22 protein-coding genes, 3 CRISPR repeat arrays and 1 riboswitch (1 of these 26 only partly in view) are annotated in these 26,552 nt (G+C 70.0%); of the genes, 13 read left to right on the forward strand and 9 right to left on the reverse strand.

The annotated features are described in order from the left end of the window. Nucleotides 1-16 precede the first annotated feature (16 nt). Entirely contained in the window at nt 17-1,657 is a 1,641-nt protein-coding gene (locus ACWDVW_RS22815) for an ABC transporter substrate-binding protein (RefSeq protein WP_449952185.1), read from the forward strand. A 148-nt stretch (nt 1,658-1,805) separates the two neighbouring features. After that, the gene (locus ACWDVW_RS22820) at nt 1,806-2,486 is read left to right on the forward strand and encodes a hypothetical protein (protein WP_449952188.1); all 681 of its coding nucleotides are present in this window, start codon (nt 1,806-1,808) and stop codon (nt 2,484-2,486) included. 60 nt (nt 2,487-2,546) lie between these two features. On the opposite strand, the gene ACWDVW_RS22825 is transcribed toward ACWDVW_RS22820, so the two are convergent. Further along, on the reverse strand, nt 2,547-4,112 hold the full coding sequence (locus tag ACWDVW_RS22825; RefSeq protein ID WP_449952191.1) for a DUF6194 family protein: 1,566 nt from the start codon (nt 4,110-4,112) through the stop codon (nt 2,547-2,549). A gap of 63 nt (nt 4,113-4,175) precedes the next feature. Here ACWDVW_RS22825 and ACWDVW_RS22830 point away from each other — a divergent pair, with 63 nt between their 5' ends. Then, nucleotides 4,176-4,910, forward strand: a complete 735-nt coding sequence (locus tag ACWDVW_RS22830) for a MerR family transcriptional regulator (protein ID WP_449952296.1) — start codon at nt 4,176-4,178, stop codon at nt 4,908-4,910. Between the two features lie 38 nt (nt 4,911-4,948). Here the strand turns inward: ACWDVW_RS22830 and ACWDVW_RS22835 are convergent, their stop codons facing one another. From ACWDVW_RS22835 to ACWDVW_RS22860, 6 genes are all read right to left on the reverse strand, one after another. Next, nucleotides 4,949-5,761 carry a hypothetical protein gene (locus ACWDVW_RS22835; RefSeq protein ID WP_449952193.1) on the reverse strand — a complete coding sequence of 271 codons (813 nt, stop codon included), beginning with the start codon at nt 5,759-5,761 and terminating at the stop codon, nt 4,949-4,951. A gap of 126 nt (nt 5,762-5,887) precedes the next feature. After that, nucleotides 5,888-8,032, reverse strand: a complete 2,145-nt coding sequence (locus tag ACWDVW_RS22840; RefSeq protein WP_449952196.1) for an alpha-glucuronidase — start codon at nt 8,030-8,032, stop codon at nt 5,888-5,890. A 31-nt stretch (nt 8,033-8,063) separates the two neighbouring features. Further along, nucleotides 8,064-8,960 (reverse strand): energy-coupling factor ABC transporter ATP-binding protein, encoded by an 897-nt coding sequence (locus ACWDVW_RS22845; RefSeq protein WP_449952199.1) that lies wholly within the window; start codon nt 8,958-8,960, stop codon nt 8,064-8,066. Beyond that, a complete protein-coding gene (gene cbiQ / locus ACWDVW_RS22850) occupies nt 8,957-9,700 on the reverse strand; it encodes a cobalt ECF transporter T component CbiQ (RefSeq protein ID WP_449952202.1) in 744 nt (247 codons plus the stop codon). The genes ACWDVW_RS22845 and cbiQ overlap by 4 nt, the downstream gene beginning before the upstream one ends. Then, nucleotides 9,700-10,029 (reverse strand): energy-coupling factor ABC transporter substrate-binding protein, encoded by a 330-nt coding sequence (locus ACWDVW_RS22855; RefSeq protein ID WP_449952203.1) that lies wholly within the window; start codon nt 10,027-10,029, stop codon nt 9,700-9,702. The genes cbiQ and ACWDVW_RS22855 overlap by 1 nt, the downstream gene beginning before the upstream one ends. Next, nucleotides 10,026-10,718 carry an energy-coupling factor ABC transporter permease gene (locus ACWDVW_RS22860; protein WP_396748317.1) on the reverse strand — a complete coding sequence of 231 codons (693 nt, stop codon included), beginning with the start codon at nt 10,716-10,718 and terminating at the stop codon, nt 10,026-10,028. The genes ACWDVW_RS22855 and ACWDVW_RS22860 overlap by 4 nt, the downstream gene beginning before the upstream one ends. A gap of 30 nt (nt 10,719-10,748) precedes the next feature. After that, nucleotides 10,749-10,923: riboswitch (cobalamin riboswitch) on the reverse strand. A 125-nt stretch (nt 10,924-11,048) separates the two neighbouring features. On the opposite strand from ACWDVW_RS22860, the gene ACWDVW_RS22865 reads away from it, so the two are divergent. Next, on the forward strand, nt 11,049-11,453 hold the full coding sequence (locus ACWDVW_RS22865; protein ID WP_449952207.1) for a DUF2267 domain-containing protein: 405 nt from the start codon (nt 11,049-11,051) through the stop codon (nt 11,451-11,453). A gap of 4 nt (nt 11,454-11,457) precedes the next feature. Here ACWDVW_RS22865 and ACWDVW_RS22870 read toward each other — a convergent pair whose 3' ends face one another. Continuing rightward, nucleotides 11,458-11,877: a roadblock/LC7 domain-containing protein gene (locus tag ACWDVW_RS22870; RefSeq protein WP_449952210.1), complete on the reverse strand. Its 420-nt coding sequence runs from the start codon at nt 11,875-11,877 to the stop codon at nt 11,458-11,460. 458 nt (nt 11,878-12,335) lie between these two features. After that, nucleotides 12,336-14,134: direct repeats of the CRISPR family, unit length 29 nt; unit sequence GGGATCACCCCCGCGTACGCGGGGAGCAG. A gap of 325 nt (nt 14,135-14,459) precedes the next feature. Here ACWDVW_RS22870 and cas3 point away from each other — a divergent pair. The 9 genes from cas3 to ACWDVW_RS22915 all read left to right on the forward strand — a co-directional run bounded on the left by cas3 (nt 14,460) and on the right by ACWDVW_RS22915 (nt 24,573). Beyond that, nucleotides 14,460-17,351 carry a CRISPR-associated helicase Cas3' gene (gene cas3, locus ACWDVW_RS22875; protein ID WP_449952213.1) on the forward strand — a complete coding sequence of 964 codons (2,892 nt, stop codon included), beginning with the start codon at nt 14,460-14,462 and terminating at the stop codon, nt 17,349-17,351. A 235-nt stretch (nt 17,352-17,586) separates the two neighbouring features. Continuing rightward, nucleotides 17,587-19,263, forward strand: coding sequence for a type I-E CRISPR-associated protein Cse1/CasA (gene casA, locus ACWDVW_RS22880; protein WP_449952215.1), 1,677 nt, complete (start codon nt 17,587-17,589; stop codon nt 19,261-19,263). Next, a complete protein-coding gene (gene casB, locus ACWDVW_RS22885) occupies nt 19,260-19,949 on the forward strand; it encodes a type I-E CRISPR-associated protein Cse2/CasB (RefSeq protein ID WP_449952218.1) in 690 nt (229 codons plus the stop codon). The genes casA and casB overlap by 4 nt, the downstream gene beginning before the upstream one ends. A 2-nt stretch (nt 19,950-19,951) precedes the next feature. Beyond that, nucleotides 19,952-21,115 (forward strand): type I-E CRISPR-associated protein Cas7/Cse4/CasC, encoded by a 1,164-nt coding sequence (gene cas7e, locus ACWDVW_RS22890; RefSeq protein ID WP_449952221.1) that lies wholly within the window; start codon nt 19,952-19,954, stop codon nt 21,113-21,115. Next, complete coding sequence (gene cas5e / locus ACWDVW_RS22895; protein WP_449952224.1) at nt 21,112-21,825, forward strand: type I-E CRISPR-associated protein Cas5/CasD; 714 nt, start codon at nt 21,112-21,114, stop codon at nt 21,823-21,825. The genes cas7e and cas5e overlap by 4 nt, the downstream gene beginning before the upstream one ends. A gap of 9 nt (nt 21,826-21,834) precedes the next feature. Then, nucleotides 21,835-22,515 (forward strand): type I-E CRISPR-associated protein Cas6/Cse3/CasE, encoded by a 681-nt coding sequence (gene cas6e / locus ACWDVW_RS22900; RefSeq protein WP_449952227.1) that lies wholly within the window; start codon nt 21,835-21,837, stop codon nt 22,513-22,515. Beyond that, the gene (cas1e, locus tag ACWDVW_RS22905; protein ID WP_449952230.1) at nt 22,512-23,480 is read left to right on the forward strand and encodes a type I-E CRISPR-associated endonuclease Cas1e; all 969 of its coding nucleotides are present in this window, start codon (nt 22,512-22,514) and stop codon (nt 23,478-23,480) included. The genes cas6e and cas1e overlap by 4 nt, the downstream gene beginning before the upstream one ends. Beyond that, entirely contained in the window at nt 23,480-23,890 is a 411-nt protein-coding gene (gene cas2e / locus ACWDVW_RS22910; RefSeq protein ID WP_449952233.1) for a type I-E CRISPR-associated endoribonuclease Cas2e, read from the forward strand. Before cas1e ends, cas2e begins: the two co-directional genes overlap by 1 nt. Nucleotides 23,891-23,913: 23 nt before the next feature. Continuing rightward, nucleotides 23,914-24,248: direct repeats of the CRISPR family, unit length 29 nt; unit sequence CTGCTCCCCGCGCACGCGGGGGTGATCCC. 106 nt (nt 24,249-24,354) lie between these two features. Beyond that, entirely contained in the window at nt 24,355-24,573 is a 219-nt protein-coding gene (locus ACWDVW_RS22915) for a WD40 repeat domain-containing protein (protein ID WP_449952236.1), read from the forward strand. Here ACWDVW_RS22915 and ACWDVW_RS22920 read toward each other — a convergent pair. Beyond that, nucleotides 24,570-24,899, reverse strand: coding sequence for an NIPSNAP family protein (locus ACWDVW_RS22920; RefSeq protein WP_449952239.1), 330 nt, complete (start codon nt 24,897-24,899; stop codon nt 24,570-24,572). The two genes, ACWDVW_RS22915 and ACWDVW_RS22920, sit on opposite strands and share 4 nt — an antisense overlap. A gap of 269 nt (nt 24,900-25,168) precedes the next feature. After that, nucleotides 25,169-26,552: a CRISPR direct-repeat array (repeat unit 29 nt; unit sequence CTGCTCCCCGCGCACGCGGGGGTGATCCC); it runs 658 nt beyond the window's last position.

Consider the following 26,552-nt stretch of genomic DNA (forward strand, 5'->3'; position numbering starts at 1 on the left):
CACCGAAAGGACCGCCATGCTCCGCAGATCGTGGCGCCAGGTGGCGATAGCCGCTGCCGCCCTGCTCACCGCCTCCAGCCTCGTCGCCTGTGGCGACGACCCGTCCGACAACCAGGACCTGTCGGAGAACCGGGCCGGCGCGATGGAGAACTACGCGGTCGGTACGCAGTTCAAGGCCACCGAGCCGATCTCCTTCTCCGTCCTCTACAACAACCACCCGAACTACCCGCTGAAGAACGACTGGCTGTTCTGGTCCGAGTTGACCTCCCGGACCAACGTCACGCTGGATCCGGTGGCGGTGCCGCTGAGCGACTACAACCAGAAGCGCAGCCTGCTGATCGGCGCCGGTGACGCACCGCTGCTGATTCCCAAGACGTACCCGCCGGACGTGAACACGTTCGTCTCCTCCGGGGCGATCCTGCCGGTCAGCGACTACCTCGATCTGATGCCGAACCTCAAGGAGAAGATCGAGAAGTGGAACCTCAAGCCTGAGATCGACACGCTCCGCCAGCAGGACGGCAAGTTCTATCTGCTGCCCGGTCTGCACGAGAAGCCCTGGCACGACTACTCGCTGGCGATCCGGACCGACATCCTGGAAGAGCTGAACCTGGAGATCCCGAAGTCCTGGGACGAGCTCTACACCGTGCTCAAGGCGATGAAGGCCGCGTACCCGGACGTCTATCCGTTCTCCGACCGGTGGAGCCAGCCCAACCCGGCCGGCAACCTGCTCAACCTGCTGGCCGTCACGCACGGACTGGACGGCGCCGGCTGGAACTTCCAGCACATGAGCTGGAACGCGCAGGCGCAGAAGTTCGAGTACACCGGTGCCAGCGAGCACTACCGGCACGTGCTGGAGTACCTCAACAAGCTGGTCGCCGAGAAGCTGCTCGACCCGGAGAGCTTCACCCAGACCGACGACGCCGCCCGGCAGAAGCTCGCCAACGGCAAGTCCTTCGTGATCAGCGCGAACGCCCAGGCCGTGGTCAACGACTACCGGCCCGACCTGGCGGCGACCAACCCGAAGGCGAAGATCGCCAAGATCCCGCTGCCGGTCGGACCGGCCGGTGAGATCAACCCCTCCAGCCGCCTGGAGAACGGGATGATGATCTCGTCGAAGGCGCGGGACAGCAAGAACTTCGTGGCCATGATGCAGTTCGTCGACTGGCTCTGGTATTCCGACGCCGGCCAGGAGTTCGCCAAGTGGGGCGTGGAGGGGACCACCTTCGTCAAGGACGCCTCCGGCAAGCCCACCCTGGCCCCCGACGTCAACGTCATCGGCCTGAACCCGAGCGCGCCCAAGCACCTGCAGAAGGACTTCGGCTTCTACAACGGCGTGTTCGCCTACGGTGGCAAGCCCGAGCTGGTCCAGGCGTTCTTCTCCCCCGAGGAGCAGGAGTTCCAGCAGGTGATGAACGCCCGCGCGCCGAAGTCACCGCCACCGCCGTACCCGCTCAACGACGAGGAACGCGAGCAGGTGTCGCTCTGGGAGACCCCGCTGCGCGACCACGTCTACCAGGCCACCCTCCAGTTCGTCCTCGGCCAGCGGGACCTCGGCCAGTGGGACGCCTACCTGGCGGAGCTGAAGACCAAGAACATGGACGCGTACGTGGAGCTGGCGAACAAGGCGTACGAGCGCTACAAGGAGGCGAACGGCTGACCCCGGGCCGGTCCGATCGTGTCGGTGCGATCGGACCGGCCACTCTCCCGCCCGCCCCCGCGAGCCCGAGGACGAGGATGCGCATCACCGTTGTCGACCACACCGCGCCCTGCGGGACCGAGAGCCGCCTGCAAGGCCAGGAGCGGCCGTGAGCGTCGTGGTGCGGGAGTTCGGCGACGGGCCGCTGTCGCGGGGCGCCGCGCTGGTCTACACGCTGCTGGTGGTCGAGGTGCTGCTGCTGGTCTGCGCGGCACCCGGCCTGGTCGCCCTGTTCGCGCTGGAACGTCACCCGAGCAACCTGCCGCTGGTCGCGCTCTGCGCGGTGCCGCTCGGCCCGGCGCTGTCCGCCGCGCTCTACACGCTGCACCACCAACGCCTCGACCTCACCGACCTGCACCCAGGGCGGCTGTTCTGGCGCGGCTACCGGGCCAACCTGGTCGGTGCGCTGCTGGTCTGGGTGGCGACGCTGGTGTGGCTGACCATCATCGCGGTCAACCTGGTCAACCTGCCGGTGGCCGGGGTCCCCGGCTGGTGGGTGGTGCCGCTGGTGACGGTCGGCGTCGGGGTCGCCGTGGTCGGGGTCAACGCACTGGTCATCACCTCGCTGTTCACGTTCCGGCTGCGGGACGTGCTGCGGCTGGCCGGCTACTTCGTGCTGCGTACGCCGGTGGTGGCGGTCGGTACCGCGTTGCTGCTGGTCGCGGCGACGACGCTGACGTTTGTCGCGTCGGAGGCGGCGACCGCGGCCATGGGGTCGCTGATGGCGCTGGCGCTGGTGCGCGGCGCCGCGCCGATGACCGACGTGGTCCGCGAGGAGTTCGTGCGGTGAGGTGTAAGGAAGGGACCCTTCCTAACGTCTCGTGCATAGCAGGGGTCCCCTCCTAACACCTCACCCCGAGCGCTCACCACGGGCGACGGCGCGGGCGTGGGCGATCGCCAGCAGCCGGTCGATCTCGGGCAGCATCTGCGGGCCGGGCATGACGATGCTGGCGAAGCCCTGCCGGGCGTAAGCGGGATGCGGCAGCACGGTGTCCAGCCGGGCGAAGTCGTACTCGTGCCGGTGCTGCGGGAAGTCGGCGGGCGGGAAGCCGAACAGTCGCGCGAACTCGGTCCGGCCCAGGTCGAGGTTGAGCCGGAAGACACCCGGCCGGTCGAGTCCGGAGTCCTCGTCGAAGCCGGGCACGTCGCGTTCCACGATGGTGGCGAACGGCCGGCGGTGATCCGGGCCGACGGAGAAGAACCGGTCGCCCCAGGCACCTTCCGGCGCACCGTTCTCCTCGCTCGCGACCAGTTGCGTGGTGTCGGGCAGCGCCAGAATCCGGGCGGCGAGCATCGCCGGGTCGGTGCCGGTCGGCACGTGCAGCAGCACGTCGGCGTGGTCCACGGTCGCCTGCTCCAGCGGGAAGTAGCGGTAGTCGTGGCTGCGCTTTCCGGCGGGACGCACCGCCGCGACGGGGACGTACCGGGGCAGGTCGCCGTCGCGCTGGAGGGCCGCCTCGAAGGAGCCGGGCTCGGGTGCCTCGATGCCGAGTGCCGGGCTGACGCCGAGGCTGCCGACCACCACCGCGTACCCGTCGCCGAGCAGCGAGCCGGCGATGGCACCGGCGCTGCACCAGGTGACCTCGGTGCCGGCCATCGTCATCGTGCCCGGGTCGCGTTGCAGGTGCCGGTTGTGCGCGAAGACCAGGGTGGGGCCCCGGTCCGCCTCGGCCGCGCGGATCGCGAGCAGGTTCTCCGCCATCAGCGCGTCCCGGACCGCCACCAGTCGGGCGAAGCGTTCCTCCCGGCCCAGCGGCGCGGCGGCCGCCGCGTGGTAGCGCAGCACTGCGACCGCAGACGTGGCCTGCGCGTACGCCGCCCGCCAGCCGCCCGGCCGCCGGGGAGCGTGCAGGTACAGCTCGGTCAGCAGGTCGTCGGCGAGCACCCGCAGACGGTGCGCCTCGGGCGTGTCGCCGACCGACCGCCCCGGTTCCCAGATCGCCGCCTGGTCGCTCCACCGCGCCTCGTCCCCCACCAGGGCGTCGATCTCGGCCGTCCGGTCCTGGCCCAGGAACTCGCAGACGCGCAGCAGGAAGGTGCGGGGGCTCGGGGCACCGGTGATCTCCAGCGGGGCGTCGAAGCCGTGGAAGCTCAGCCGCTCGGCCGTCGGCCGCCCCGCGTTGTACTCGCGCATCCGCACCAGCAGGTCCCGGTTGGCCGGGACGTCGCCGAACCCGTGGCTGAACCCCTCGGCGAGGGCGCGGTCCAGGGTCACCGTGGCGGAGCCCCGCACGAACTCGTCGGCGACCAGGCCGGCGGCCCGGTCGCTCTCCAGCGCGATGGACCGGTAGCCGCGCTGCGCCAACGCCAGGAACAGCTCGTTGCGGATCTGGAGGAAGGCGGATTCGCCGTGGGTCGGTTCGCCGAGCGCGAGCAGGGTCGGCGGTACGGGAAGCAGGTCCAGGAGATTCGTCACTCCATCGACCGTATCGCTGAACCGCCCATTGAGACTTTCCAGCAAGATGGCACGGTGAACGTGGTGCAACCCTCAAACAGCGGGGTACGGCGACCGGTCGACCTCGCCCGTCCGTACGGCCTGTCCACGCAGGCGGTCCGCAACTACGAGCGGGACGGGGTCCTACCGCCCGCCGAACGCAGTCCGAGCGGGTACCGCCGATACGCCGAGCGGCACGCCCGGGCGCTCGACGCGTACCTGGCGTTGATCCCGGGGCATGGGCACGCGGCGAGCGGCGAGATCATGCGCGCCGTGCACCGGGGCGAGATCGACACGGCGTTGCGGGTGATCGACGAGGGTCACGCCCTGCTGCGCCGCGACCGGGAGACCCTGGACGCGGTCGAGACGGCGGTGGCGGTCCTCACCGGGGTCGCGCCCGAACCGCGCCGCCGGGAGGGGTTGCCGATCGGCGCCCTGGCGCACCGGCTCGGCGTACGGCCGGCGACCCTGCGCAAGTGGGAACGGGCCGGCGTGCTGCGGCCGGACCGTGACCCGGCGACCCGCTACCGCGTCTACTCCCCCGACGACGTGCGGGACGCCGAACTCGCCCACCTGCTGCGGCGCGGCGGATACCGGCTCGACCACATCGCCGACGTGCTCCGCCGGGTACGCGCCGCCGGGGGTGCCGCCCCGCTCGCCGCCTCGCTGCGCGGTTGGCGGGAGCGGCTCACCGTACGCGGCCGGCACCTGCTCACCGGCGCGGCGCGACTCGCCGCGTACCTGGATCTTCCGGCGGAGACGACGCTGCCCGGCCGGTGAGGGGTACTCACCGACCGGGCAGTCGTGGTGGTTCCGGGTCAGGAGGTCAGGTCCCCGAGGCCCTTCATCATCTCGGCGAAGTCGGTGGTCTCCGCCGCCGGCGGGGTCTCGATGTTCACCGGCTTGCCGTAGTCGGTGTAGTCGACGGTGATGTCGCCGAGGTTGCCGGTGACGACCTTGGCCCGACGGGGCTGGTACTGCCCGTCGACCCAGAGGTCGATGGTGATCTCCTTGACGCCCTGCTTGGCCAGCTCCTGCTCGACGCCCTTGCGCATCTCGGCGTCGACCTGCTGGAGGTACTCCTGGATCGACTGGGTCACGGTGTAGTGGACGGTGTCCACCCCGTTCACGTTCTCCTCGCCCACGACCGTGACGTTCTCGCTGGCGAGCAGCGCCTTGACCTGCTTGGTCGGGTCGACGTCCTCAAGCTGCTTGGTGAAGTCCATGCCGGCCTGCGCGCCGGCCGCACCCACATCGATCTTCAGCCAGCGCTTGCCGCCCATGCTGGCGCGGTCGGCCTCCGGGACCTCGACGTAGACCGCGGTCTCGATCATCCGGATGGTCGTCGGCTTGCCGTCCGAGTCGGTGGTCGTCATCTCGACCTTGATCGGGTCACGCAGATCGATGACACCCTGCGCGGTGATCTTCTCACCGGCGGCCGTGCCCTGCATCGACATGGTCACCGAGTCGCTGGACTCGGTCTTCTCCACGGTCTTCTGCAGCGACCCCTTGAGGTCCTTGGCGAGCTGCTCCAGCACGTTCGGCTGCGCCGCAGCATCCGAGTCGGACGACGAACCGCCGCCGCCACCGCAGGCGGTCATCGCGAGTGCCGTGAGCGCGGAGACCGCCACGACGGCGACCCTCTTGGACAGTGACAACTGACAGCCCCATTCCCTGGACAACGCTGGGGAACCTCCCCCAGGCAGACCGCCGACACGCTACCGGAGTCGGTCAACCCGCACCGACCCCGCCCACGCTCAGTACAGCGGGCGACCGTACGCGTCCGGCACTCCGGACTTACGGTGGAAATAGGCGTTGACCTGGTCGCACCACTCCTGGGCGCTGCGTTGCTGCTCGGCGAGGCGCTCGTCCACCCGGGCGTGCACGACCGGGTCGACCAGCCCGGTCAGCGCCGCCCAGCGGTCACTCATCGCCGTCACCTCCGCCACCCCGGCGAAGTGGGTGTCGTAGATGTGCTGCACGACCGTGCTGCCGCTGCGCAACACATGGTCGTAGCGGACGTGGTGGAAGAAGAGCAGCAGTTCGTCGGGGCACTGCTCAGGCGACTCGTACACCTGCGACCAGGGTGGCGGGTACTGGCCGGTGAAGCCGGTGCCGGTGGCCCGGGTACGGTCCACGCCCACCCCGTCCCGGTCGGCGAAGTGATAGGTGCCCCAGGGGGTGTACTCGTATCCGTCGACGTCCGGGCCGTAGTGGTGCCCGGGTCGCACCATGAAGCCCACCCCCAGCGGGGCGGTGTACCGCTCGTAGGTGCGCCACGAGTCGTCCATGATCTCGTGCAGCGTCCGGCGCAACAGCTCCGGATCGGCGCCGGCCGCCGGATCGAAGGTCAGGTCGATCCACTCGTCGAGCACGTCCTCCGGACGCAGGCGCGGATCCCAGGCGAGCCGCCCGTACGCGTACAGGTTGGCCTGGGCCAGCGGATGACCGGTCCAGAACAGGTCGTCGCCCACGTTGGAGACGGCGGCCAGCCCACCCCCGTCGGCGGCCACGTCGGCGACCGTCGGCCCGTCGTCGCCCCACGGCGTGAACCGCAGCACCTCGTGCCACCAGGGCGCCAGATAGCAGACGTGCCGCTGCTGGCCGGTGTACTCCTGGGTCACCTGGAACTCCACCGCCAACCGGGTGCCCGGCATCGCCGAGATCACCGGCGACACCGGCTCCCGGGTCTGGAAGTCCACCGGACCGTGCTTGACCTGCACCACGACGTTGTCCCGGAAGCTCCCGTCGAGCGGGGCGAAGGTGTCGTGGGCGGCGCGGGCACGGTCGGTGGAGCGGTCCCGCCAGTCCTGCCGGTGGTTGTAGACGAAGGCCCGCCAGTGCACCACGCCGCCGTACGGCGCCAACGCCTCGGCCAGCACGTTCGCCCCGTCGGCGTGGTCGCGGCCGTAACTGAACGGGCCGGGCTGCCCCTCCGAGTCGGCCTTCACCAGGTAACCGCCGAAGTCCGGGATGCGGGCGTACACCCGGGCGGTGGTCTCGGCCCACCAGGCGCGCACCTTCTCGTCGAGCGGGTCGGCGGTGGGCAGGCCACCGACCATCACCGGCGCGGCGAAGTTCACCGACAGGTGCACCCGGATGCCGTACGGACGCAGGTCGTCGGCGATCTCGGCGACGTCGTCGAGCCGGTCGGTGAGCAGCCGCGCCTCGGTGGCGTGCACGTTGACGTTGTTCACCGACACCGCGTTGATCCCGCACGCGGCCAACAGTCGCGCGTACGCCCGCACCCGCGCCCGGTCCGGGTGTGCCCGGCCGTCGCGCCAGAGGATCGACCCACCGGCGTACCCGCGCTCGACCTGGCCCATCACCGGGTGCACGTCGACGTTGTCCCAGTGGTCCAGCATCCGTCGCCGCATCACCGGCCGGTACGCCCGCGCCGGATGCGGTGCGCCGAACGCCGACTCGCCGAGCCGGACGACGTGGAACAGTCCGTGGAGCAGTCCGGCCGGCGCGTCGGCCAGTACCACCGTGACCTCACCGTGGCGGACGACCGCGTACCCCTCGTCGCCGAGCGGCCCACCCCCGGCGGCGGCCAGGTCGGCCCGCGCGGCGTCGAGGACCCGTCGCGTCCCGTCCTCGTCCACGACGGACGGTGAGCGGTCGGACGGCTCGGTCGCGGGTGCGGTCCCGCCCGGACGCCCGGCGGTCTCGGTCAGGGCGAGGACGAGGTCGGCGGGGGGGCCGTCGGCGCAGCGGCGGACCGTGCCGCCGTGCGTGGCGCAGGCGAGTCGGACCTCGTGCAGCACCGTGTCGACGAGCTGGCCGTCGCCGTGGACGAGCGTGTGCCGGGAACCGACGGCGCGAAACGCGGCCGGCGGCAGCCAGGCGGGATGGACGTCGGTCGGGTCGGGGCCGGTGAGCTCCGGGCGAATCCGTCGCATTGCGCAAATCGTAACCATCTTGATCGATGCGTCAAGGTCCTTCCGGAACCTTTCGGCCGGCTCCGACCAGAGCGTCCAACAGCCGGGCCAACTCCGCCGGGGTCCGTGGCCGGGCACCGGCCAGGTCGGGTACGCGGTCCAGCAGCCGGTGCACCACCGGCGCCCACGCCGGAGTCAACGCGGCACCGTCGAGCAGGTCCCCGCCGCCCAGCTCGGCACCGGTCACGCCCTGCCGGATCCGGCCACCCGCCACCAGCACCCGCTCGTCGGCCCACCGGTATGCCAGGTCCACGTCGTGCGTGGCGAGCAGCAGCGTGGTGCCGGCCCGGTGCAGGGCGTCGAGCGTCCGCAGCAGCGCCTCCACCCCCGACGGGTCGAGCCCGGCGGTCGGCTCGTCCAGGATCAGCACCCGGGGCCGCAGCGCCACCGCCCCGGCGATCGCCACCCGCTTGCGCTGGCCGTACGACAGCAGGTGGGTGGGGCGGTCGGCGAGGTCGGTGATCTCCAACGCCGCCAGCGCCTCGGCACAGCGCTGCCGCACCTGCGCGTCGTCCAGACCGAGGTTGACCGGCCCGAACGAGACGTCCTGGAAGACGGTCGCGGCGAACAACTGGTCGTCCGGGTCCTGGAGCACCAGTTGTACCTGCTGGCGGACATCGAGCAGCCCGGCCCGGGTCCGACGCAGCGGCACCCCGCCGACCAGCACCGTGCCCGCGTCGGCGGCCAACGCGCCGACCATCAGCCGGAACAGGGTCGTCTTGCCACCGCCGTTGGGCCCCAGCACGGCCATCCGCCGCCCGGCCGGCACCCGCAGGTCGGCGTCGGTCAGCACCGGCCGCTCCGCCTCGTACCCGAAGCTGACGCCGCGCAGCTCCAACAGCGGCGGGTCGCCGACCTCGCGCAGCTCCGGGGGCGGGTCGCCGCTCATCCGAGCGCCACCAGCAGCCGGGTGGCCAGCACCACCGCCGCCAACAGCAGCACGGTGACCGTCAGGAACGCCGCCGACGGCCGACGGACCTCGGTGCGTACCGCCAACGAGCCGGTGTAACCGCGCAGCGCCAACCCCTCCTCCCAACGCCGGGCCAGCGAGAACGCCCGGACGAAGACCGCACCGGCCTGCCCGGCCAGCGACCGGTAGGTGCTGGCCCAGGTCCGGTACCCCAGCCGGGCCGCCTGGGCCTGCCGCACCGCGTGCACGCTCTCCAACAGCAGGAACAACATCCGATAGATCAGCGCGGCCACCTCGGTGACCGCGCTCGGCACCCCGAGACGCTGCAACCGGGGCAGCACGTCGGCGAGCGGCGTGGTGGCGGCGAACAGCAGCAGGCAGAGCAGCGCGGCACAGGCCCGACCGGCGGTCGCGGCGGCCGTCGCCAGCCCCTCCGGCGCCCACCGCACGCGCGTCGGGCCGGAGACCGCCACCAGCATCGGCACCGAGCCGGTCAGGATGAACAACAGCGGGGTCCGGGCCGCCCGGACCAGCAGGCGCGGCGGCAGCGCCGCCGGCCCGAGCAACGCCGCCGCCGCGGTCAGGCCCACCACCGCAGCACCCGGCCACGGTGGCAGGAGCAACGCGCACCCCAACAGGCCCAGGGCCAACAGGGCCTTCTCCGCCGGGTGGCGGCGCCGCCAGGGGCTGGCGTACGCCGCCACGTCCAACGCGAGCACTAGTCGGTGGTCTTCTCCCCGGTCGCGGTCTGCTCGCCACGCAGCCGCTGCCGGGTCCGGGCGACCCCGAAGTAGTAGCCGAGGAACCCGGCGCCGAGGGCGGCCTGGAGCGCGAACAACGCCGACTCGATCTCGCCCGACGGCGGCTCGTAGATCGAGCTGAACCACGGCTCGTAGTCGGGGTGGTCGTTGACGATCGCCTCCTCGGCGAGGGCGTCGGCACCGGTGAACGGCTCCTCGCCGCTGCCGAGCCCCAGCACCAGCGGCGCCACCGCCAACGCCACCACGGCGAGCAGCAACAACAGGTTGGTCCGGCCGAACGACTTCACGCCACCGCTCCCTGGGTCGTCGGGGCCGGACGGCGCAGAATGCCGAGCCGGCGCAGTTCCTGCGGGCTCACCCGGACCAGCAACCGCACCACCAGGACGGTGAGCAGCCCCTCGCTGATCGCCAGCGGGATCTGGGTGACCGCGAAGATGGACCCGAACTTGGCCAGCGCGCCGACGAAGCCCGAATCCGGATCGGGGAAGGCCAGCGCGAGCTGGGCACTGGTCACGCAGTAGGTCGCCAGGTCGGCCAGGGCGGCGGCGAAGAACACCGAGATGCCGAGGCCGCCACCGAGCCGGCGGATCAGCGCGTACACGCCGAAGGCCACCCAGGGGCCGACGATGGCCATCGAGAAGACGTTCGCGCCGAGCGTGCTCAACCCGCCGTGGGCGAGCAGGAGTGCCTGGAACAGCAGCACGATCGTGCCGAGCACACTCATCACGGGGGCTCGGAACAGGATCGCGCCGAGACCCACACCGGTCGGATGGGAACAGGAGCCGGTCACCGAAGGGATCTTCAGCGCCGACAGGACGAAGGTGAACGCCCCGGCCGCGCCGAGCAACAGCTTCGCGTCGGGGTTCGCGCGGACCTGCTGGACCAGGTTGCGCGCACCGTGGATGACGAACGGTGTCGAGACCGCGAACCATGCCGCCGCCTGCACCGGTGGTAGGTAGCCCTCAGCGATGTGCATGAGTCGACCTCCCCTTCCAACACCTCGTGGACGAGATCACACGTCGGGGTCGGTCTCCTGGCTCCCGGATCGTCGCGAACTCCGGCCTTCCCAGGTCCTCCACGGACCCAGTGGCGTACAAGTCGGAGTGAACTCCCCGGTCACAGTGGCGAGGGCCGCGCCGGTCTCACACCGGCTTCCCATTACCGCGACGGCGCGACGTTATCCGTTCCGCGCACCGGCGCACAAGACTCGTCGATGCCCCAGCGGCCGTACTCGGGTGAAGAGTGCCGTTTGTCACGACGATTCCCGGGTAGACGCCAGATCCGTTGCGAGAAGGGGGCCGGCGGGTTGGACGAGAACGAGTTCATCGAGTCCGTGGCGAACCGCACCGGCGCGTCGACGGAGCAGGCGACCGCCATCGCGCGCGCCACCCTGACCACGCTGGCCGAGCGGATCGACGGCGGCGAGGCCCGGGACCTGGCCGACCAACTCCCGGAAGGGCTGCGGGCGTACACGTTCGCGCCCAGCGAGACCGCCGAACGGTTCGGGCTCGACGTGTTCGTCCAGCGCGTCGGCGGCCGGGCCGACGTCGACCCCGACCTGGCCGAGGCCGGCATCCGGGCGGTGATGGACACCATTCGGGGTGACGTCGCCCCCGCCGACTACGACGACGTCATCGCGAACCTGCCGGCCGAACTGTGGCAGGTGGCCAACCCGGCGCCCTCGTACGACGCGCAGCGCGACCGCGGCTAGCGGATCACCGCCCGGTCAGGTGGGGCGCCGGCTCCACGTACACCGGCAGGTGATCGCCGGCCTGCGCACAGAACAGGGCGACCTCGTACGCCATGTCCCCGACCTCCGCCGAGCCGTCGATACCGACGGTGAGGATCGCCCCGTTGCCGGCGGTGGCGTGGAACAGGAACGCCCGCGACATCTGCACCACCACCTGGTGCAGCTCACCCTCACCGCACAGTCGGGCAGCGGCCAGCCCCAGCGCCTGGAGCCCACAGACCACACTGGACAGTTGCTCGGCGATCTCCTCGTCGATGCCCCGCGAGGCCCCCAGCATGATGCCGTCCGGGGAGAGCACCACCGCGAACTTGGCGCCGGGCACCCGATCCACGATGTCGTCGAGCGCGGCGTTGAGGTTCTCGGCGGTGACCAGGGCATGGGTCATAAGGGCGCTGTCCTCTCGTCGAAACTCCTACGTTCGTACCAGAGAAGACCCGGCGTCAGGGGGCTGACACTCCCCCTGATCCTGTTCCCTGATCCCCCTAACGTACGACGACGCTGGTCACCCTAATCGGACGGGTCGGACGGCTCGATCACGCCGGGAATCGCTCCTCTGACCGACGGTAATGACCGCTCAGGACGACAGCACCGGACCACGCAACCCCACCAGTCCGGGTACGGCGACACGCCCGATTTCGGCACCGCTGGTCGGGTCGAGCCATCGCACCACCGCACGCCTGATCAAGCACAAACACGAACACCGGCCAGAACGTGATGCTGCGGAATCGCCCGCCGTGCGCGGGAGAGCAGTCGCCACTCACGGACAGGCCCCACCTGAAGATGGGATCATCTCCGGTTGCGCCGGGGAGCAGAAGCTGCCCTGGCACATGCACATCCGGAACCTGGATCACCCCCGCGTACGCAGGAAGCAGTGCAGCACCCGTTCGCGGTACACCTGCGCAGCGGGATCACCCCCGCGTACGCGGGGAGCAGGAGCCCGACGTGACCGCGCTGACGTGGCGCGAGGGATCACCCCCGCGTACGCGGGGAGCAGGCTGATCCGGTCCCGGGTGTGCCGGTGATCGGGGGATCACCCCCGCGTACGCGGGGAGCAGGCCACAGGCATGTAGTGCCGCTTCGGCTCCACGGGATCACCCCCGCGTACGCGGGGAGCAGCGCCGCTCGATCAGGTCGGGCTGCTTCTCCTCGGGATCACCCCCGCGTGCGCGGGGAGCAGGCCGGCCCTCAGGACGCCGCCGTGCGGGAGTGGGGATCACCCCCGCGTACGCGGGGAGCAGATACCGTCGGAGGTCCGCAGGTAGGACCGGCGGGGATCACCCCCGCGTACGCGGGGAGCAGCGATGACCCAGTTCAAGCTCAGTGGGGCGGACGGGATCACCCCCGCGTACGCGGGGAGCAGCGAGCGTTCGAGTCCGAGCACGCGCAGATCGCGGGATCACCCCCGCGTACGCGGGGAGCAGGTACCCGATCCGGTAAACGGTCGTCTGAATCCGGGGATCACCCCCGCGTACGCGGGGAGCAGGCACCGCGGCAACGCTGATGATCGCACAGGGGGGGATCACCCCCGCGTACGCGGGGAGCAGCTCATGTCGTTCGTCGGCGTGGCGCTGGGCATGGGATCACCCCCGCGTACGCGGGGAGCAGCGGTGGCGGTCGGCGCCTGCGGCGCCTTGAGCGGGATCACCCCCGCGTACGCGGGGAGCAGCCCGCCTTTCGGCTGTGGTACGGGCGTGTCTCGGGATCACCCCCGCGTACGCGGGGAGCAGACGTCCGATCAATGGGGCTAGACGCTTCCGGAGGGATCACCCCCGCGTACGCGGGGAGCAGCGCACTCCCGCCCTGGATCTGATCAATGCGGCGGGATCACCCCCGCGTACGCGGGGAGCAGGAGGTGTTGGCGTTGGCGCTGTACCGGTCGCAGGGATCACCCCCGCGTACGCGGGGAGCAGCCCACCCTCCCAGTGCACGAGGAGTCGCTAGCGGGATCACCCCCGCGTACGCGGGGAGCAGCGGGTTGAGACCCACCCGCCGTACTCGGAATCGGGATCACCCCCGCGTACGCGGGGAGCAGACCGTGGCGACGGCGGCCCTCACGGCGGGCAAGGGATCACCCCCGCGTACGCGGGGAGCAGTCCCTCCTGTCCGCCGGCGGGCGGTGTCGTCGGGGATCACCCCCGCGTACGCGGGGAGCAGACCTCGACCGCCTCGTGGTGGATCTGCACCACGGGATCACCCCCGCGTACGCGGGGAGCAGTGGTCGACGTGATGCCGGTGACGTTGGTGGCCGGGATCACCCCCGCGTACGCGGGGAGCAGTTCACCCAGGCGGACCGCCCCATGAACATGATGGGATCACCCCCGCGTACGCGGGGAGCAGTGCCCGGACTTCGCTAGCGCTGGGTTGATGCGGGGATCACCCCCGCGTACGCGGGGAGCAGATACGGGCAAAAGCGCTGTGGTTGCTGATCTTGGGATCACCCCCGCGTACGCGGGGAGCAGGACGTCCGCTCGGCGTTGTAGCCCTCCCACGCCGGATCACCCCCGCGTACGCGGGGAGCAGCAGGCCGGCCGGAACGACGAGAACCGCCAGGCGGGATCACCCCCGCGTACGCGGGGAGCAGGGGTTGGGGTCGGTCACCGGCGGCGGAACCCTGGGATCACCCCCGCGTACGCGGGGAGCAGACTTCCTGGCCTGGGGCCCTAAAGATCAATCTCCCGGTTTTCATTCACTTCGAGCACCACGATCATCGCCGTCCTTCAGTTTGCACATACGTCCACTCTGGCCGGTCATGCCCGATCAGCCTACTGAATCCCGTAACGCCTAAGACCGATCAGGCACTGGACAACCTGCCCGATCGGATCGAACCAGAGCGGTCGTCGCCGCAGCCGTGTCGCGCCTACCGGACAGTCGTTCACTTTAGGCAATGGGCCGCATGGCAGGCAGCGGCACTACCGATTGGCGCGGAAGTTGGCGACGATGTCGTACCCCTCTGCTCTGGTTCCATCCGTGACTGACCAACATGGCCTGAGTGAGTGCGCCCGTTTGGTCTGGGGAAAGACCAACCGCGACCGAGGCTTCTGGCTACCGCTCTATCGGCATCTCGCCGATTCTGCCGACGTCGCTGGCAAGTTGTGGGACGTGTGGCTGCCGAGTGCGGTGCGCAAGCAAATCTCAGCGGCGTTGCCGGGCGGCGACGACGACGGCCGCAGGTTGGCGTGTTGGCTTGCCGGCATTCACGACATCGGCAAGGTCAGCCCGGCCTTCGCCTGGCAGGTACGGCATCTCCGGAAGGACATGGAGCAGGCCGGTTTTACCTTCGATCGACGGGTCGAGTCCGACCGGCTCTGCGCTCCCCACGGGCCGGCGGGGCACCTGGCTCTCGTCGACTGGTTGACCGTTGAGCACGGGTGGTCCCGCGATCAGGTCGACGCTTACGCCGTCGTGGTCGGCGGCCATCACGGGGTGCCGCCGACCGATGCCGACCTTCTGCGGATCCGCGAGCGGCCGTACCTTCTCGGTGTCGACGGGCCGTGGCCGGAGGTGCGCGGGGAACTGCTCCAGTGGATGGGCAGACGCACGGGCAGCATCGACCGTTTACCGAGTTGGCGGGAGGTGGCCCTTCCGCAGTCAGTGCAGGTTCTGCTGACCGCGATCGTGATCGTCTCCGACTGGATCGCCAGCAACGACGAACTCTTTCCGTACGGTTACCGCCAGGAGGACGCTCCCGACCGACTAGCTCGGGCCTGGGACGAGTTGGACCTGCCCATCCCCTGGGCGCCTGTCGACGTCGCGGACCTGGACACACCCGATCTGTTCGCACGGCGTTTCGAGATGCCGGCGGGGGCTCGGCCGTATCCGGTGCAGGCGGCGGTGGTGGAACAGGCTCGGGCCATGCCGCTGCCGGGTCTACTGATCGTCGAGGCACCGATGGGGGAAGGTAAGACGGAGGCAGCGCTCGCGGCGGTGGAGATCCTCGCCCGGCGCTCCGGCGCAGGCGGTTGTTTTCTCGCGCTGCCCACCCGGGCAACCGGCGATGCGATGTTCAGCCGGGTCCTCACCTGGCTCAGCCGTCTTCCGGACGCCGATCTCGACCGGGGTGCGCGCGACGCGGCCCTCGCACACGGCAAGGCGATGCTCAACGACGAGTACAGCCGCCTCTACCGTGGCGGGCTGCCGAGCGCGATCGCCGAGGACGAGGGGGGTACGGAGACTGCGGTGCACGCGTGGCTGGCCGGGCGGAAGCGGAAGATGCTGTCCAGTTTCGTCGTCGGCACCGTCGACCAACTGCTGTTCGCCGCGTTGCAGACGCGGCACGTCGCGCTGCGCCATCTCGGCCTGGCGGGCAAAGTCGTCGTCATCGACGAGGCCCACGCCTACGACGTCTACATGAGTCGGTATCTCGACCGGGCGCTGGAGTGGCTGGCGGCGCACGGGGTACCCGTGGTCGTTCTCTCCGCGACCCTGCCTGCCGATCGACGCGCCAGCATGATGCGGGCGTACGACGACGGCCGGCTGGGCACGCGGCGGGCCGCCGGACGTCCCCGTCGCTGGTCCCGCGATGGTGGCGGTGTTACCGGGCTGGAAAGCTACCAAGTTCTCCGAGATGACGTGCGATATCCGCTGCTCAGCGTCTCCGGCGTCGGTCGCGAGCCGACGACCACGACGTGCGCCGCCTCGGGCCGCACGCTTGGGGTGCGGTTGGAGAGAATCGCCGACGACCTGGACGTGCTCGCCGCTCGGCTTCGAGCCGAGTTGGTGGAAGGCGGCTGTGTCCTGGTGGTGCGCAACACTGTCGCACGGGTGTTGGATGCCGCCGCCGAACTGCGCGACAAGCTGGGACCACAGATACCGGTGGCGGTCGCGCATTCGCGCTTCATGGCCGCCGACCGAGCGGTCAAGGACGCGTGGCTACGCGATACCTTCGGGTCGCCGTCGCATCTGGCGAAGGCGGGCCGGAGCCGACCGTTCTGCCACGTGGTGGTAGCCAGTCAGGTTGCCGAGCAGTCGTTGGACATTGATTTCGACCTGCTGGTCACGGACCTCGCCCCGGTCGATCTGGTTCTGCAACGCGTCGGCCGGTTGCACCGACATCTCCGTGCCGATCGCCCTGCCCGGTTGACGCAGCCGCGAGTCCTGGTGACCGGCGCCGACTGGTCGACCGAGCCACCGACCGTAGTGACGGGCTCGGCCAGGGTCTATGAGCGCTCCACGCTGTTGCGGGCGGCGGCCGTCCTGTTGCCGTACCTCGACGACGAGCGGCTCCTGCGCCTCCCCCACGACATTGCGCCGACAGTCCAGACCGCTTATGGCACCGAGGCGATCGGCCCTGGGTCGTGGCAGCCCGTGCTCACCGAAGCGGCGGCTACGGCACGGATGCACGGGGAGGCGGCCGGTAAGCGGGCGGAGAGTTTCCGGGTCGGAGCGGTCGGACGGGCGGGTGAATCCCTCGTGGGATGGCTCGATGCCAGCGTGGGCGACGCCGAGACCGTAGGTGGCAACGAGCGGCGGGGGCGAGCCCATGTGCGGGATGACGGGGCCGAGGCACTGGAGGTGCTGATCCTCATACGCCGAGGCGACGACCTGATAACGCCGCCGTGGCTGGACGAAGGCGGCGGCATGGTGGTGCCGACGGACTTCGTACCGCCCAAGAAGATCGCCCGGACGATGCTGAGATGTGCCCTGCCACTGCCGAAGGCGATCACCTCGAACGGCGGCGTCGACCGGGTCATCGCCGAGCTGGAGCAACGGAACGCCTTTGGTGCTTGGGAGAAGGACCCCCTCCTCGGCGGAGAGCTGATCCTCGACCTCGATGAGAACGGACATGGTCGACTCGCCGACTTCATTCTCATGTACGACCGGTCAAGCGGCCTGCGGATGACGAGGAATGCACCGAGCTGATCGACGGCTGTCTGATTTCGGACAGCCGTCGATGCTCGCCGGTCCACCGCACGTCGCAGGTTCTGTCTGACCTGCTAAGACCCCTGCCTACGCAGGGAGCACCGTAAATACGGGTAGCGACAGAGGATCACCCCGCATTGTGCGGGAACAGCTAGAGTGCCTAGCGCGATTCCTTGGTAGGGACAGGTTAGGCCGAACACCTTTTGGCTGACCGCAGTGGTTGGAGAACCCTCACATGCTGGATGCCGTTGCCTCCTTCTCGTTGATCAGGCAGCCGTGGATCCCCGTCCTCGACCTGGCGGGCCGCCGCCGCTCAGTCTCCCTTGCCGAGCTTTTCGCGCAGGCGACGGACCTCCGGGCGGTCGCTGGCGACCTGCCGACCCAGACGGCGGCGATTCTCCGGCTCCTCCTCGCCATCCTGCACCGTGCAGTCCACGGCCCCGAGGACGAGCGGGCCTGGCGCGATCTCTGGCAACGGTCCGACCTGCCGGCCACCGACATCGTCGGATACCTGGATGAGTACCGGGACCGTTTCGATCTGCTGCATCCGGTGACGCCGTTCTATCAGGTGGCCGGCCTGCGTACGCAGAACGACGACACGTTCGGCATGGAGCGGCTGATCGCGGACGTGCCGAACAACGCGCCGTACCTGACCACTCGACTCGGTCCTGGTCTGGAGCGACTCACTCCGGCCGAGGCAGCCGTCTGGTTGGTGCACTGCCAGGCCTACGACACCTCCGGAATCAAGTCGGGCGCGGTCGGTGACACCCGGGTCAAGGGCGGTAAGGGCTACCCCATCGGGCCCGGTTCCTGCGGCTCGCTCGGCCTGGTCCACCTCGAAGGTCGCACTCTGCGGGAGACCCTTCTGCTCAACCTGATCACTCTCGACAACCCCTACCTGCGGCAGGATCCCGGACGTGATTCCCCGGTCTGGGAACGGGACCCGCACGGGCCGGCCGAGGAGCGCGAGCAGGATCGGGGACCGCACGGCCTTCTCAACCTCTACACCTGGCAGTCACGGCGGATCAGACTCTTCGGTGACCAGGCCGGCATCACCGGCGCCATGATCGCTAACGGTGACCGGATCACCTGGAACAATCTGCAGCAGCAGGAGCCGATGAGCGGCTGGCGGCGCAGCACCAACCAGGAGAAGAAGCTCGGCCAGCCCGTCGTCTATCTGCCGGCACTACATGACCACACCAAGGCGTTGTGGCGCGGGTTGGCCGGCCTGCTGCCCACCACGGCCGAGAAGCCTGGCGCTGACGCCTCTGCGCGACGTCCCCCGGTCATCACCCAGTGGCTCGCCCGGCTGCGGTCGAAAAACATGATCGACGACGGTTATCGGGTCACCACGCGCGCTATCGGTGTCGTGTACGGCAACCAGCAGTCCGTCGTGGACGAGGTCTATCACGACGCGTTGACCATGACGGTGCAGGCGTTCGACCCGACCGGACCCTGGACCACCACGATCGTCGATAGCGCCGCCGATGCCGAGGCCGCCGTGAAGGCCCTGCGTGGGCTCGCCGTCAACCTCTGCCGCGCCGCAGGCGGCTACGGCGAACGGCCCGAAGACCCACCGGCCACCGCTGCCGACCGCGCTGCGGAACTCGCCTACTCCCAGCTGGACGTGCTGTTCCGCCGGTGGCTCAGCGACCTCGGCCCGTCCGACGATCCCGAACACGCCCGCGTCGAGTGGCAGCGGCAGGCGGCGCGATGCGTCCGGCGGATCGGCAGTGACCTCGTCGAGAGGTCCGGTCCGAAGGCCTGGGCGGGCCGCTACATCGACCCGGAGAAGACGAAGCATGTGAGCAGCCCCCGCGCGGACATGTTCTTCGGCGCCGCACTCCGCCGGGCCCTGCCGTTGGCTGCCGCTCCCGAGACCGCGCCCATTGCCCAGGAGGTGCCGGCGTGACCGCCACAGCCCACACCGACCACGACATCCCGACCCCGAACCGCTACGCCCGTCGGCGTGGTCGGTTCGGAGGCTACGTCGCCGCCAAGGTCGCCGCACTGCAAGCCGGATACCTCAAGGAGGAGAGCTACGCGATCGCCGCACTGGCCCGGCTCCGGGCGAGCGCGGGCCGCAGTCCCGGCGAGGACTTCACCACCCTCGAACAGACGCGGGTGACGGACAGCTACCTCGAAGACTGGATCGGCGACGATCCCACGCACACCGAGCGGGCCATGCACACCGCGCTCACCCTCTACGCGGTGCACCAGCAGTCCATCCGCGACCAGGAGATGCACCAGGACGGCAAAGGCCTCGGCGCGGCAGTCAACCTGCTGACCCACAAGGCCACCAGCATCGACGCCGTACGCCGTCGCTTCGCCGCCCTCGGCACGGCCACCAGCTACAGCTCGGTCATCACCCATTTGCGGAGCCTGATCCGACTCCTGCGTGACCACCGGATCGCCCTCGACTACGGGGTGCTCGCCGAGGACTTGGTCAAGCTCCAGAAGCCGTGGGGACCGGCCGAGGTCCGTGGTCTGTGGGGCCGGGATTTCTATCGCCAGCCCGAGCCTGAGAGTCACCCGAACGGCGACGTCACCGACCCGAACACCGACTCCGCGCCGGACGGCGCCACCTCCGAGGAGTGACCATGACCCGCACCATCCTGGACGTCCACATCCTGCACACCGTCCCGCCGAGCAACATCAACCGCGACGACTCGGGCTCACCCAAGACCGCCATGTACGGCGGAGTACGCCGCGCTCGCGTCTCCTCCCAGTCCTGGAAGCGTGCGGTGCGGCTCGCATTCGGCCGCACCTTGGACGACTCCCAGCTCGGTGAGCGCACCAAGCGCGTCGGTGAGGCCATCGCCGAGCGGATCGCCGACCTCGAACCGCAGCTCAAGGACAAGGCATCCGCCCTGGCCACCGAGGTCCTCAAGGCGTCCGGCCTCGTGAAGAGAGAGGCCACCGCCAAGAAGGACGCGGCGAAGAAGGCCAAGGAGACCGGTCAGAGCGTGGACATCGAGTCCACCTACCTGCTCTTCCTCAGTCACCGTCAGCAGGAGAACCTCGCCCGAGCGGCCATCGACGCCGAACTGTCGGGAACGAAGCTGGACGCCAAGCAGCTCCAGAAGCTGGCTGACACCGACCACTCCGTCGACATCGCCATGTTCGGCCGGATGCTGGCCGACGTGCCCGACCTGAACGTCGACGCGGCCGTCCAGGTCGCCCACGCCCTGAGCGTGCACGCCGTCGACAACGAGTTCGACTACTACACCGCCGTCGACGACCGTAAGCACGACAACCAGGAGACCGGCGCCGGCATGATCGGCACGATCGAGTTCAACTCCGCCACCCTCTACCGGTACGCGGCCATCGACGTCGACCGACTGCACGACACCCTCGGCGACATCGCCGCCACCCGGCACGCCGTGGAGGCGTTCCTGCACGCCTTCACCACGAGCATGCCCTCCGGCAAACGGAACACCTTCGCCAACGGCACCCGCCCCGACGCCGTCATGGTGCGGCTGCGCGACACCCAGCCGGTCAACCTGGTCGGGGCCTTCGAGGAACCCGTCCGGGAACGGCAGTTCGGCGACCGATCCGGCATCGTCACCACCGCCGCCGAGAAACTCGCCGCGCACACCACCGAGGTCGAGCAGGCCTACGGCGACCCGGCCGTCGCCGCCTGGGTCACCCACGTCGGCACCCGCACCGCCGCCCTGGCCGCTCTCGGCGACGTGCTCCCTCTCCCGGAGCTGGTCGCCGCCGTCGGAACGACGGTCACCGACCGCCTCGGAACGCCCGCATGAGCGTCCTGCTGCTACGGCTGGCCGGCCCCCTCCAGTCGTGGGGAGCGACCAGCCGGTTCAGCCAACGACACACCGAGATCGCCCCCACCAAGAGCGGCGTCCTCGGCATGCTCGCCGCAGCCAAAGGCCTCCGGCGGACCGATCCACTCACCGAGCTACTCGGCCTCGACTTCGGGGTCAGGATCGATCAGCCCGGCCAGATCCTGCGCGACTTCCAAGTCGCGCGGAGCCTCGACGGTCGCGACAGCATGCCGCTGACCACCCGCTACTACCTCTCCGACGCCGTGTTCCTCGCCGCGATCGGCGGCGAGGACGACCTGCTCGCCAGCCTGCACGACGCGGTACGCCGACCCACCTACCCGCTCTACCTCGGTCGACGCTCCTGCCCACCGGTCGCCCCGATGACACTCGGCGTTCATCCCGGCACCGTCGCCCAGGTACTCGCCGACTGGCCCTGGCAGGCCGCGAAACGCCTACGTGAGCGTGGTGGGTTGACCGTGCCGCTGGAGGTGCTCAGCGACGCGCCACCGGGAGCAGAGGTCAGCGAGACACTTCCCGACGAGCCGATCAGCTTCGACCCCGCCCACCGGCAGTACGGGTGGCGAGCCGTCGTGCGTACCCAGGTCGTCGTGCCCAACCCCGAGGGCCGTGTTCCCGTGGCCGCTGCCGGCGCGCCACCAGCCGACCACGACCCCCTGTCGTGGCTCTAAGGACGACGAATGCATCTCACTCGATTCCTCGTGAACACTGCCCGACGCGGCGCACGCAAGCTGCTCGCCTCGCCGCAGGCGATGCACGCTGCCGTGCTGTCCGGTTTCCCTCGGCCCGAGGACCACACCCGCGATGACGCGCGGACGCTGTGGCGCCTCGACCAGCAGCACCGGCAGACGGTCCTCTACATCGTCAGCCCGACCGCACCCGACCTGACTCATCTGGTCGAACAGGCCGGCTGGCCGACCAGCGCCGAGGGCTGGCAGACCCGCCCCTACGACCGGCTCCTCGGCTCCCTCGACAAGGACCAGCAGTGGGCATTCCGGCTCACCGCGAATCCCGTCCGCACCGGACGCAAAACCGACACCTCCCCGACCACCCAACGCTTCGGTCAAGTCACCGCCACACAGCAGATCGAGTGGCTGACCAGCCGAGCAGAGCGCAACGGGTTCACGGTGGCAAGGCAGGACGACGGGGAACTGAACCTCCGCAGCTACAACCGCCAGGTCCACCGGTTCGGCAGGAACCGGGGCGAACGTCCGGTCACCCTTGTCACGGCGGCCTACGACGGAGTTCTCGAAGTCACCGACCCGAACCTGTTCCGACGCGTACTCACCCAGGGCATCGGACACGCCCGCGCCTACGGGTGCGGTCTGCTGACCGTGGCTCCTGCACAGGGCGGGTCGTGAAGCACCCAGGCGTACCACCGGCCGAACTCTCGGAACTCAACCGCGCACAAGACCGAATCAGCTTCATCTACCTCGAACGCTGCGTCATCCACCGAGACAGCAACGCCATCACCGCCACCGACGAGAAGGGCGTCATCCACATACCGGCGGCAACCCTCGGCGTACTCATGCTCGGCCCCGGCACCAGCGTCACCCAGCAGGCGATGATGTTGATCGCCGACAACGGCGCGACCGTCGTCTGGGTCGGCGAGCACGGCGTCCGGTACTACGCCCACGGCCGTACGCTCGCTCGTTCGAGCCGCCTTCTCATCGCCCAGGCCGCCGCCGTGTCGCACCGCAACCGGCGGCTCCACGTGGCCCGAGCGATGTACCGAATGCGCTTCCCCGGCGAAGACACCCACACCCTCACCATGCAACAGCTACGCGGAAAAGAAGGCGCGCGGGTACGCCGCTGCTACCGCGAGCACGCCCTCCGCACCGGCGTCACCTGGAACAACCGCGAATACAACCCAGACGACTTCGACAGCAGCGACACGGTCAATCAGGCACTGTCGGCCGCCCACGCCTGCCTCTATGGCGTCGTGCACGCGGTGATCGTCGCCATCGGCGCCTCACCCGGTCTCGGCTTCGTGCACACCGGCCACGAGCGATCCTTCGTGTACGACATCGCCGATCTTTACAAGGCCGAGATCAGCATCCCGGTGGCGTTCGACATCGCCGCCTCCGAATCGACCGACATCGGAGCCGACACCCGGCGTGCGGTCCGCGACCGCGTCCACGACGGCACGCTCCTCGACCGTTGCGTACGTGACATCAGAAGCCTCCTGCTCACCAGCAGCGCCTCCGGACCGATCGATCAGGCATGGCTCGACGAGGAAGCCAGCACCGACACCGTCCACCTGTGGGATGAGGAGGGGTACGAGCTGGCCGGTGGTCGCAACTACAGTGGAGATGTCGACTTCTGATGACCGTCATCATCCTCACCGCCTGTCCCGAAGGCCTCCGTGGACACCTGACGCAATGGCTGCTGGAAATCTCTGCCGGGGTGTATGTCGGACACGTCAACACCCGCATCCGCCAACGCCTCTGGGCCAAGGTCGTCGAGATGGCAGGGCCAGGGCGGGCGCTCCTGGTCTATCAGCAGCAAGGCGAGCAGCGACTCACCTTCGAGGTGCACGATCACCACTGGGAGCCCGTCGACCTCGACGGCGTCACCATGATGCGTCGGCCGACCGAACGCCGAACCTACAACCCTGCGACAGCCCAAGGTTGGAGCAAGGCATCGAAGCGCCGCCGGTTCGGCCGAAAGCAGCCGGCGGACCCAGGAAGCTCCGCGACGGAACCCAAACGAAGTGAAGGAAAATCCGGTACCTGATCTCCGGCACCCCAGGTCAACAAGTGCTCCCCGCGCACGCGGGGGTGACCCAAGAATCCGCTCTGCGCCGAGAATCCGCCGGCCCTGCTCCCCGCGCACGCGGGGGTGACCCCGCCGGCAAGGCCGACATCGTCCGCGAGGTCGCCTGCTCCCCGCGCACGCGGGGGTGATCCCGCCACCAGGTACGCCCACCCCGGATGCGAGCACTGCTCCCCGCGCACGCGGGGGTGATCCCGCCACACCCCGCGCACAGTCGCCGCAGGGCAGCTGCTCCCCGCGCACGCGGGGGTGATCCCTCGCGAGCTGCCGTTCGTCGGGTGACCAGGCCCTGCTCCCCGCGCACGCGGGGGTGGTCCCGTCTCCTCTATGCCCGAGGTCGGCACGTCCGCCTGCTCCCCCCGCAGGCAGGGGATTATCCCAGGTCCCGGACCGCAAACAATTCCTTGGTCAGTCGTGTCCCGCGCATGCGGGGATCGTTCGGCGTGCACCGCGACGCGGTCACCTGCCTGGCGTGGCTCGCCGACGGCACCCACGTCGTGACCGGCTCCGCCGACGCCACCGCTCGCATCTGGGCCGTCGACCTGGACCTGGCGGCGATGACCGAGGCGGCACGACACCGGGTGTTCCGGCAGCTCACCGCCGACGAACGCCGCGCCCACCTGATGCCCGTCACCGACGGCTAGAGCACCTGCTCCACCGTGCGAACCTCCTCGCCGACGAGATACTCCGCCGGATCGAGACCGAGCTGCTCACGCTGTGACGAGGCCCAGTATGCGGCGTTCGCCTCCTCGAAGGACTGCTCCCCGTCGTAGGAGATGACCCAGACGTGGGCGTCGCGCTCCCGGTCCACCCACGACCCGTGGATCTCGAACCCGAACTCGCGCCGCAACGGCACCACCAGAGTCCGCCACGCCTGCACCCACTCGTCCAGCCGCCCCTCACGCACGCGGTAGGTGCGGATCTGCACAGTCCTCACAGCATCGCCATCCCGTCGAAGCGCCGTACCCATGTCTCGTCAGCGGTCCACCCACGATGGCACGCTGCCCGATCGCACGCGATCTTCCAACGGCTCTGCGGAGTCGGAATCTCACGGACGCGGCAAGACCGGTCCGCGCGGTTGGTGCACACGCCTGATCACCGATGGCCGCTAAGCTGACCGTCACGCTGACGTGAACGTCAGCCCAACTCGTCACCCCGAGACCGAGCAGCTTGGTGATCTTGAGGAGTGAAGTGAAGAAAAACCGCACACTTGATCTTTAGCGCCGCAGGTCAAGAAGTCTGCTCCCCGCGCACGCGGGGGTGATCCCGATCCGACCGGGGCGTCCGACGCGCTGACGTCCTGCTCCCCGCGCACGCGGGGGTGATCCCGCGGACACACCCGCGAGCGGCTGATCTGCTCGCTGCTCCCCGCGCACGCGGGGGTGATCCCCACCCCCCCTGCCCCGGGTCCCCCGAGGGGACCTGCTCCCCGCGCACGCGGGGGTGATCCCGGAGTCGACACATGATGATCCACCTGCCGGTTCTGCTCCCCGCGCACGCGGGGGTGATCCCATCCGCATCTGGATGGCGGACTTGCCGACCCGCTGCTCCCCGCGCACGCGGGGGTGATCCCTCCGGCTTGATGGAGCGAATCCGGGCCACATCCTGCTCCCCGCGCACGCGGGGGTGATCCCGCGCCGTGCATCGCTCAGACTCGCTTCACCACCTGCTCCCCGCGCACGCGGGGGTGATCCCGCCGCGATCGTGAGCCTGACCGGGAGGGAACCCTGCTCCCCGCGCACGCGGGGGTGATCCCCTTTTTCGGCCTGCCGTGCAGGCTTCCTGACTCTGCTCCCCGCGCACGCGGGGGTGATCCCCGAAGCCGGACCACTGGCTGACCCTCGCCGACCTGCTCCCCGCGCACGCGGGGGTGATCCCTCGACGTCGTCGCGCTGCTCAAGCCGTGGCAGCTGCTCCCCGCGCACGCGGGGGTGATCCCCCGTCGTCGCTGCTCAGTGAGCGGGTCGACGACTGCTCCCCGCGCACGCGGGGGTGATCCCGCCCGCGCCATCCGCTACTGCCGCAACGTCTGCTGCTCCCCGCGCACGCGGGGGTGATCCCAAGCAGTTGTCCGGCCTCATCGCCTGACCAACCTGCTCCCCGCGCACGCGGGGGTGATCCCTGGGCCGGCATCGAACGCGCCCTCTCCTGGCGCTGCTCCCCGCGCACGCGGGGGTGATCCCGCGGAGACCGGCCGCGCGTCTCCCCGCCGGTGCTGCTCCCCGCGCACGCGGGGGTGATCCCTCTGCCGGGTTCAGCCGAACGGACGGTGGGTGCTGCTCCCCGCGCACGCGGGGGTGATCCCGCGCTGGCGGGCTGGCACATCCACAGCTCGGTCTGCTCCCCGCGCACGCGGGGGTGATCCCTGCCGGCCTCGTGAGCCGGCCGCCGCCTGACCTGCTCCCCGCGCACGCGGGGGTGATCCCGACCAATCGCAACGCTCGGGGCAACACCCGCGCTGCTCCCCGCGCACGCGGGGGTGATCCCCCTCATCCTCGCTTTCGCGCGCGAAATGGCCTCTGCTCCCCGCGCACGCGGGGGTGATCCCGTCATGGTGCCGCAGTCCACCGTCGTGGCCGTCTGCTCCCCGCGCACGCGGGGGTGATCCCTCTGACCCGACTCC

It is taken from the genome of Micromonospora sp. NPDC003241, from assembly GCF_053589795.1.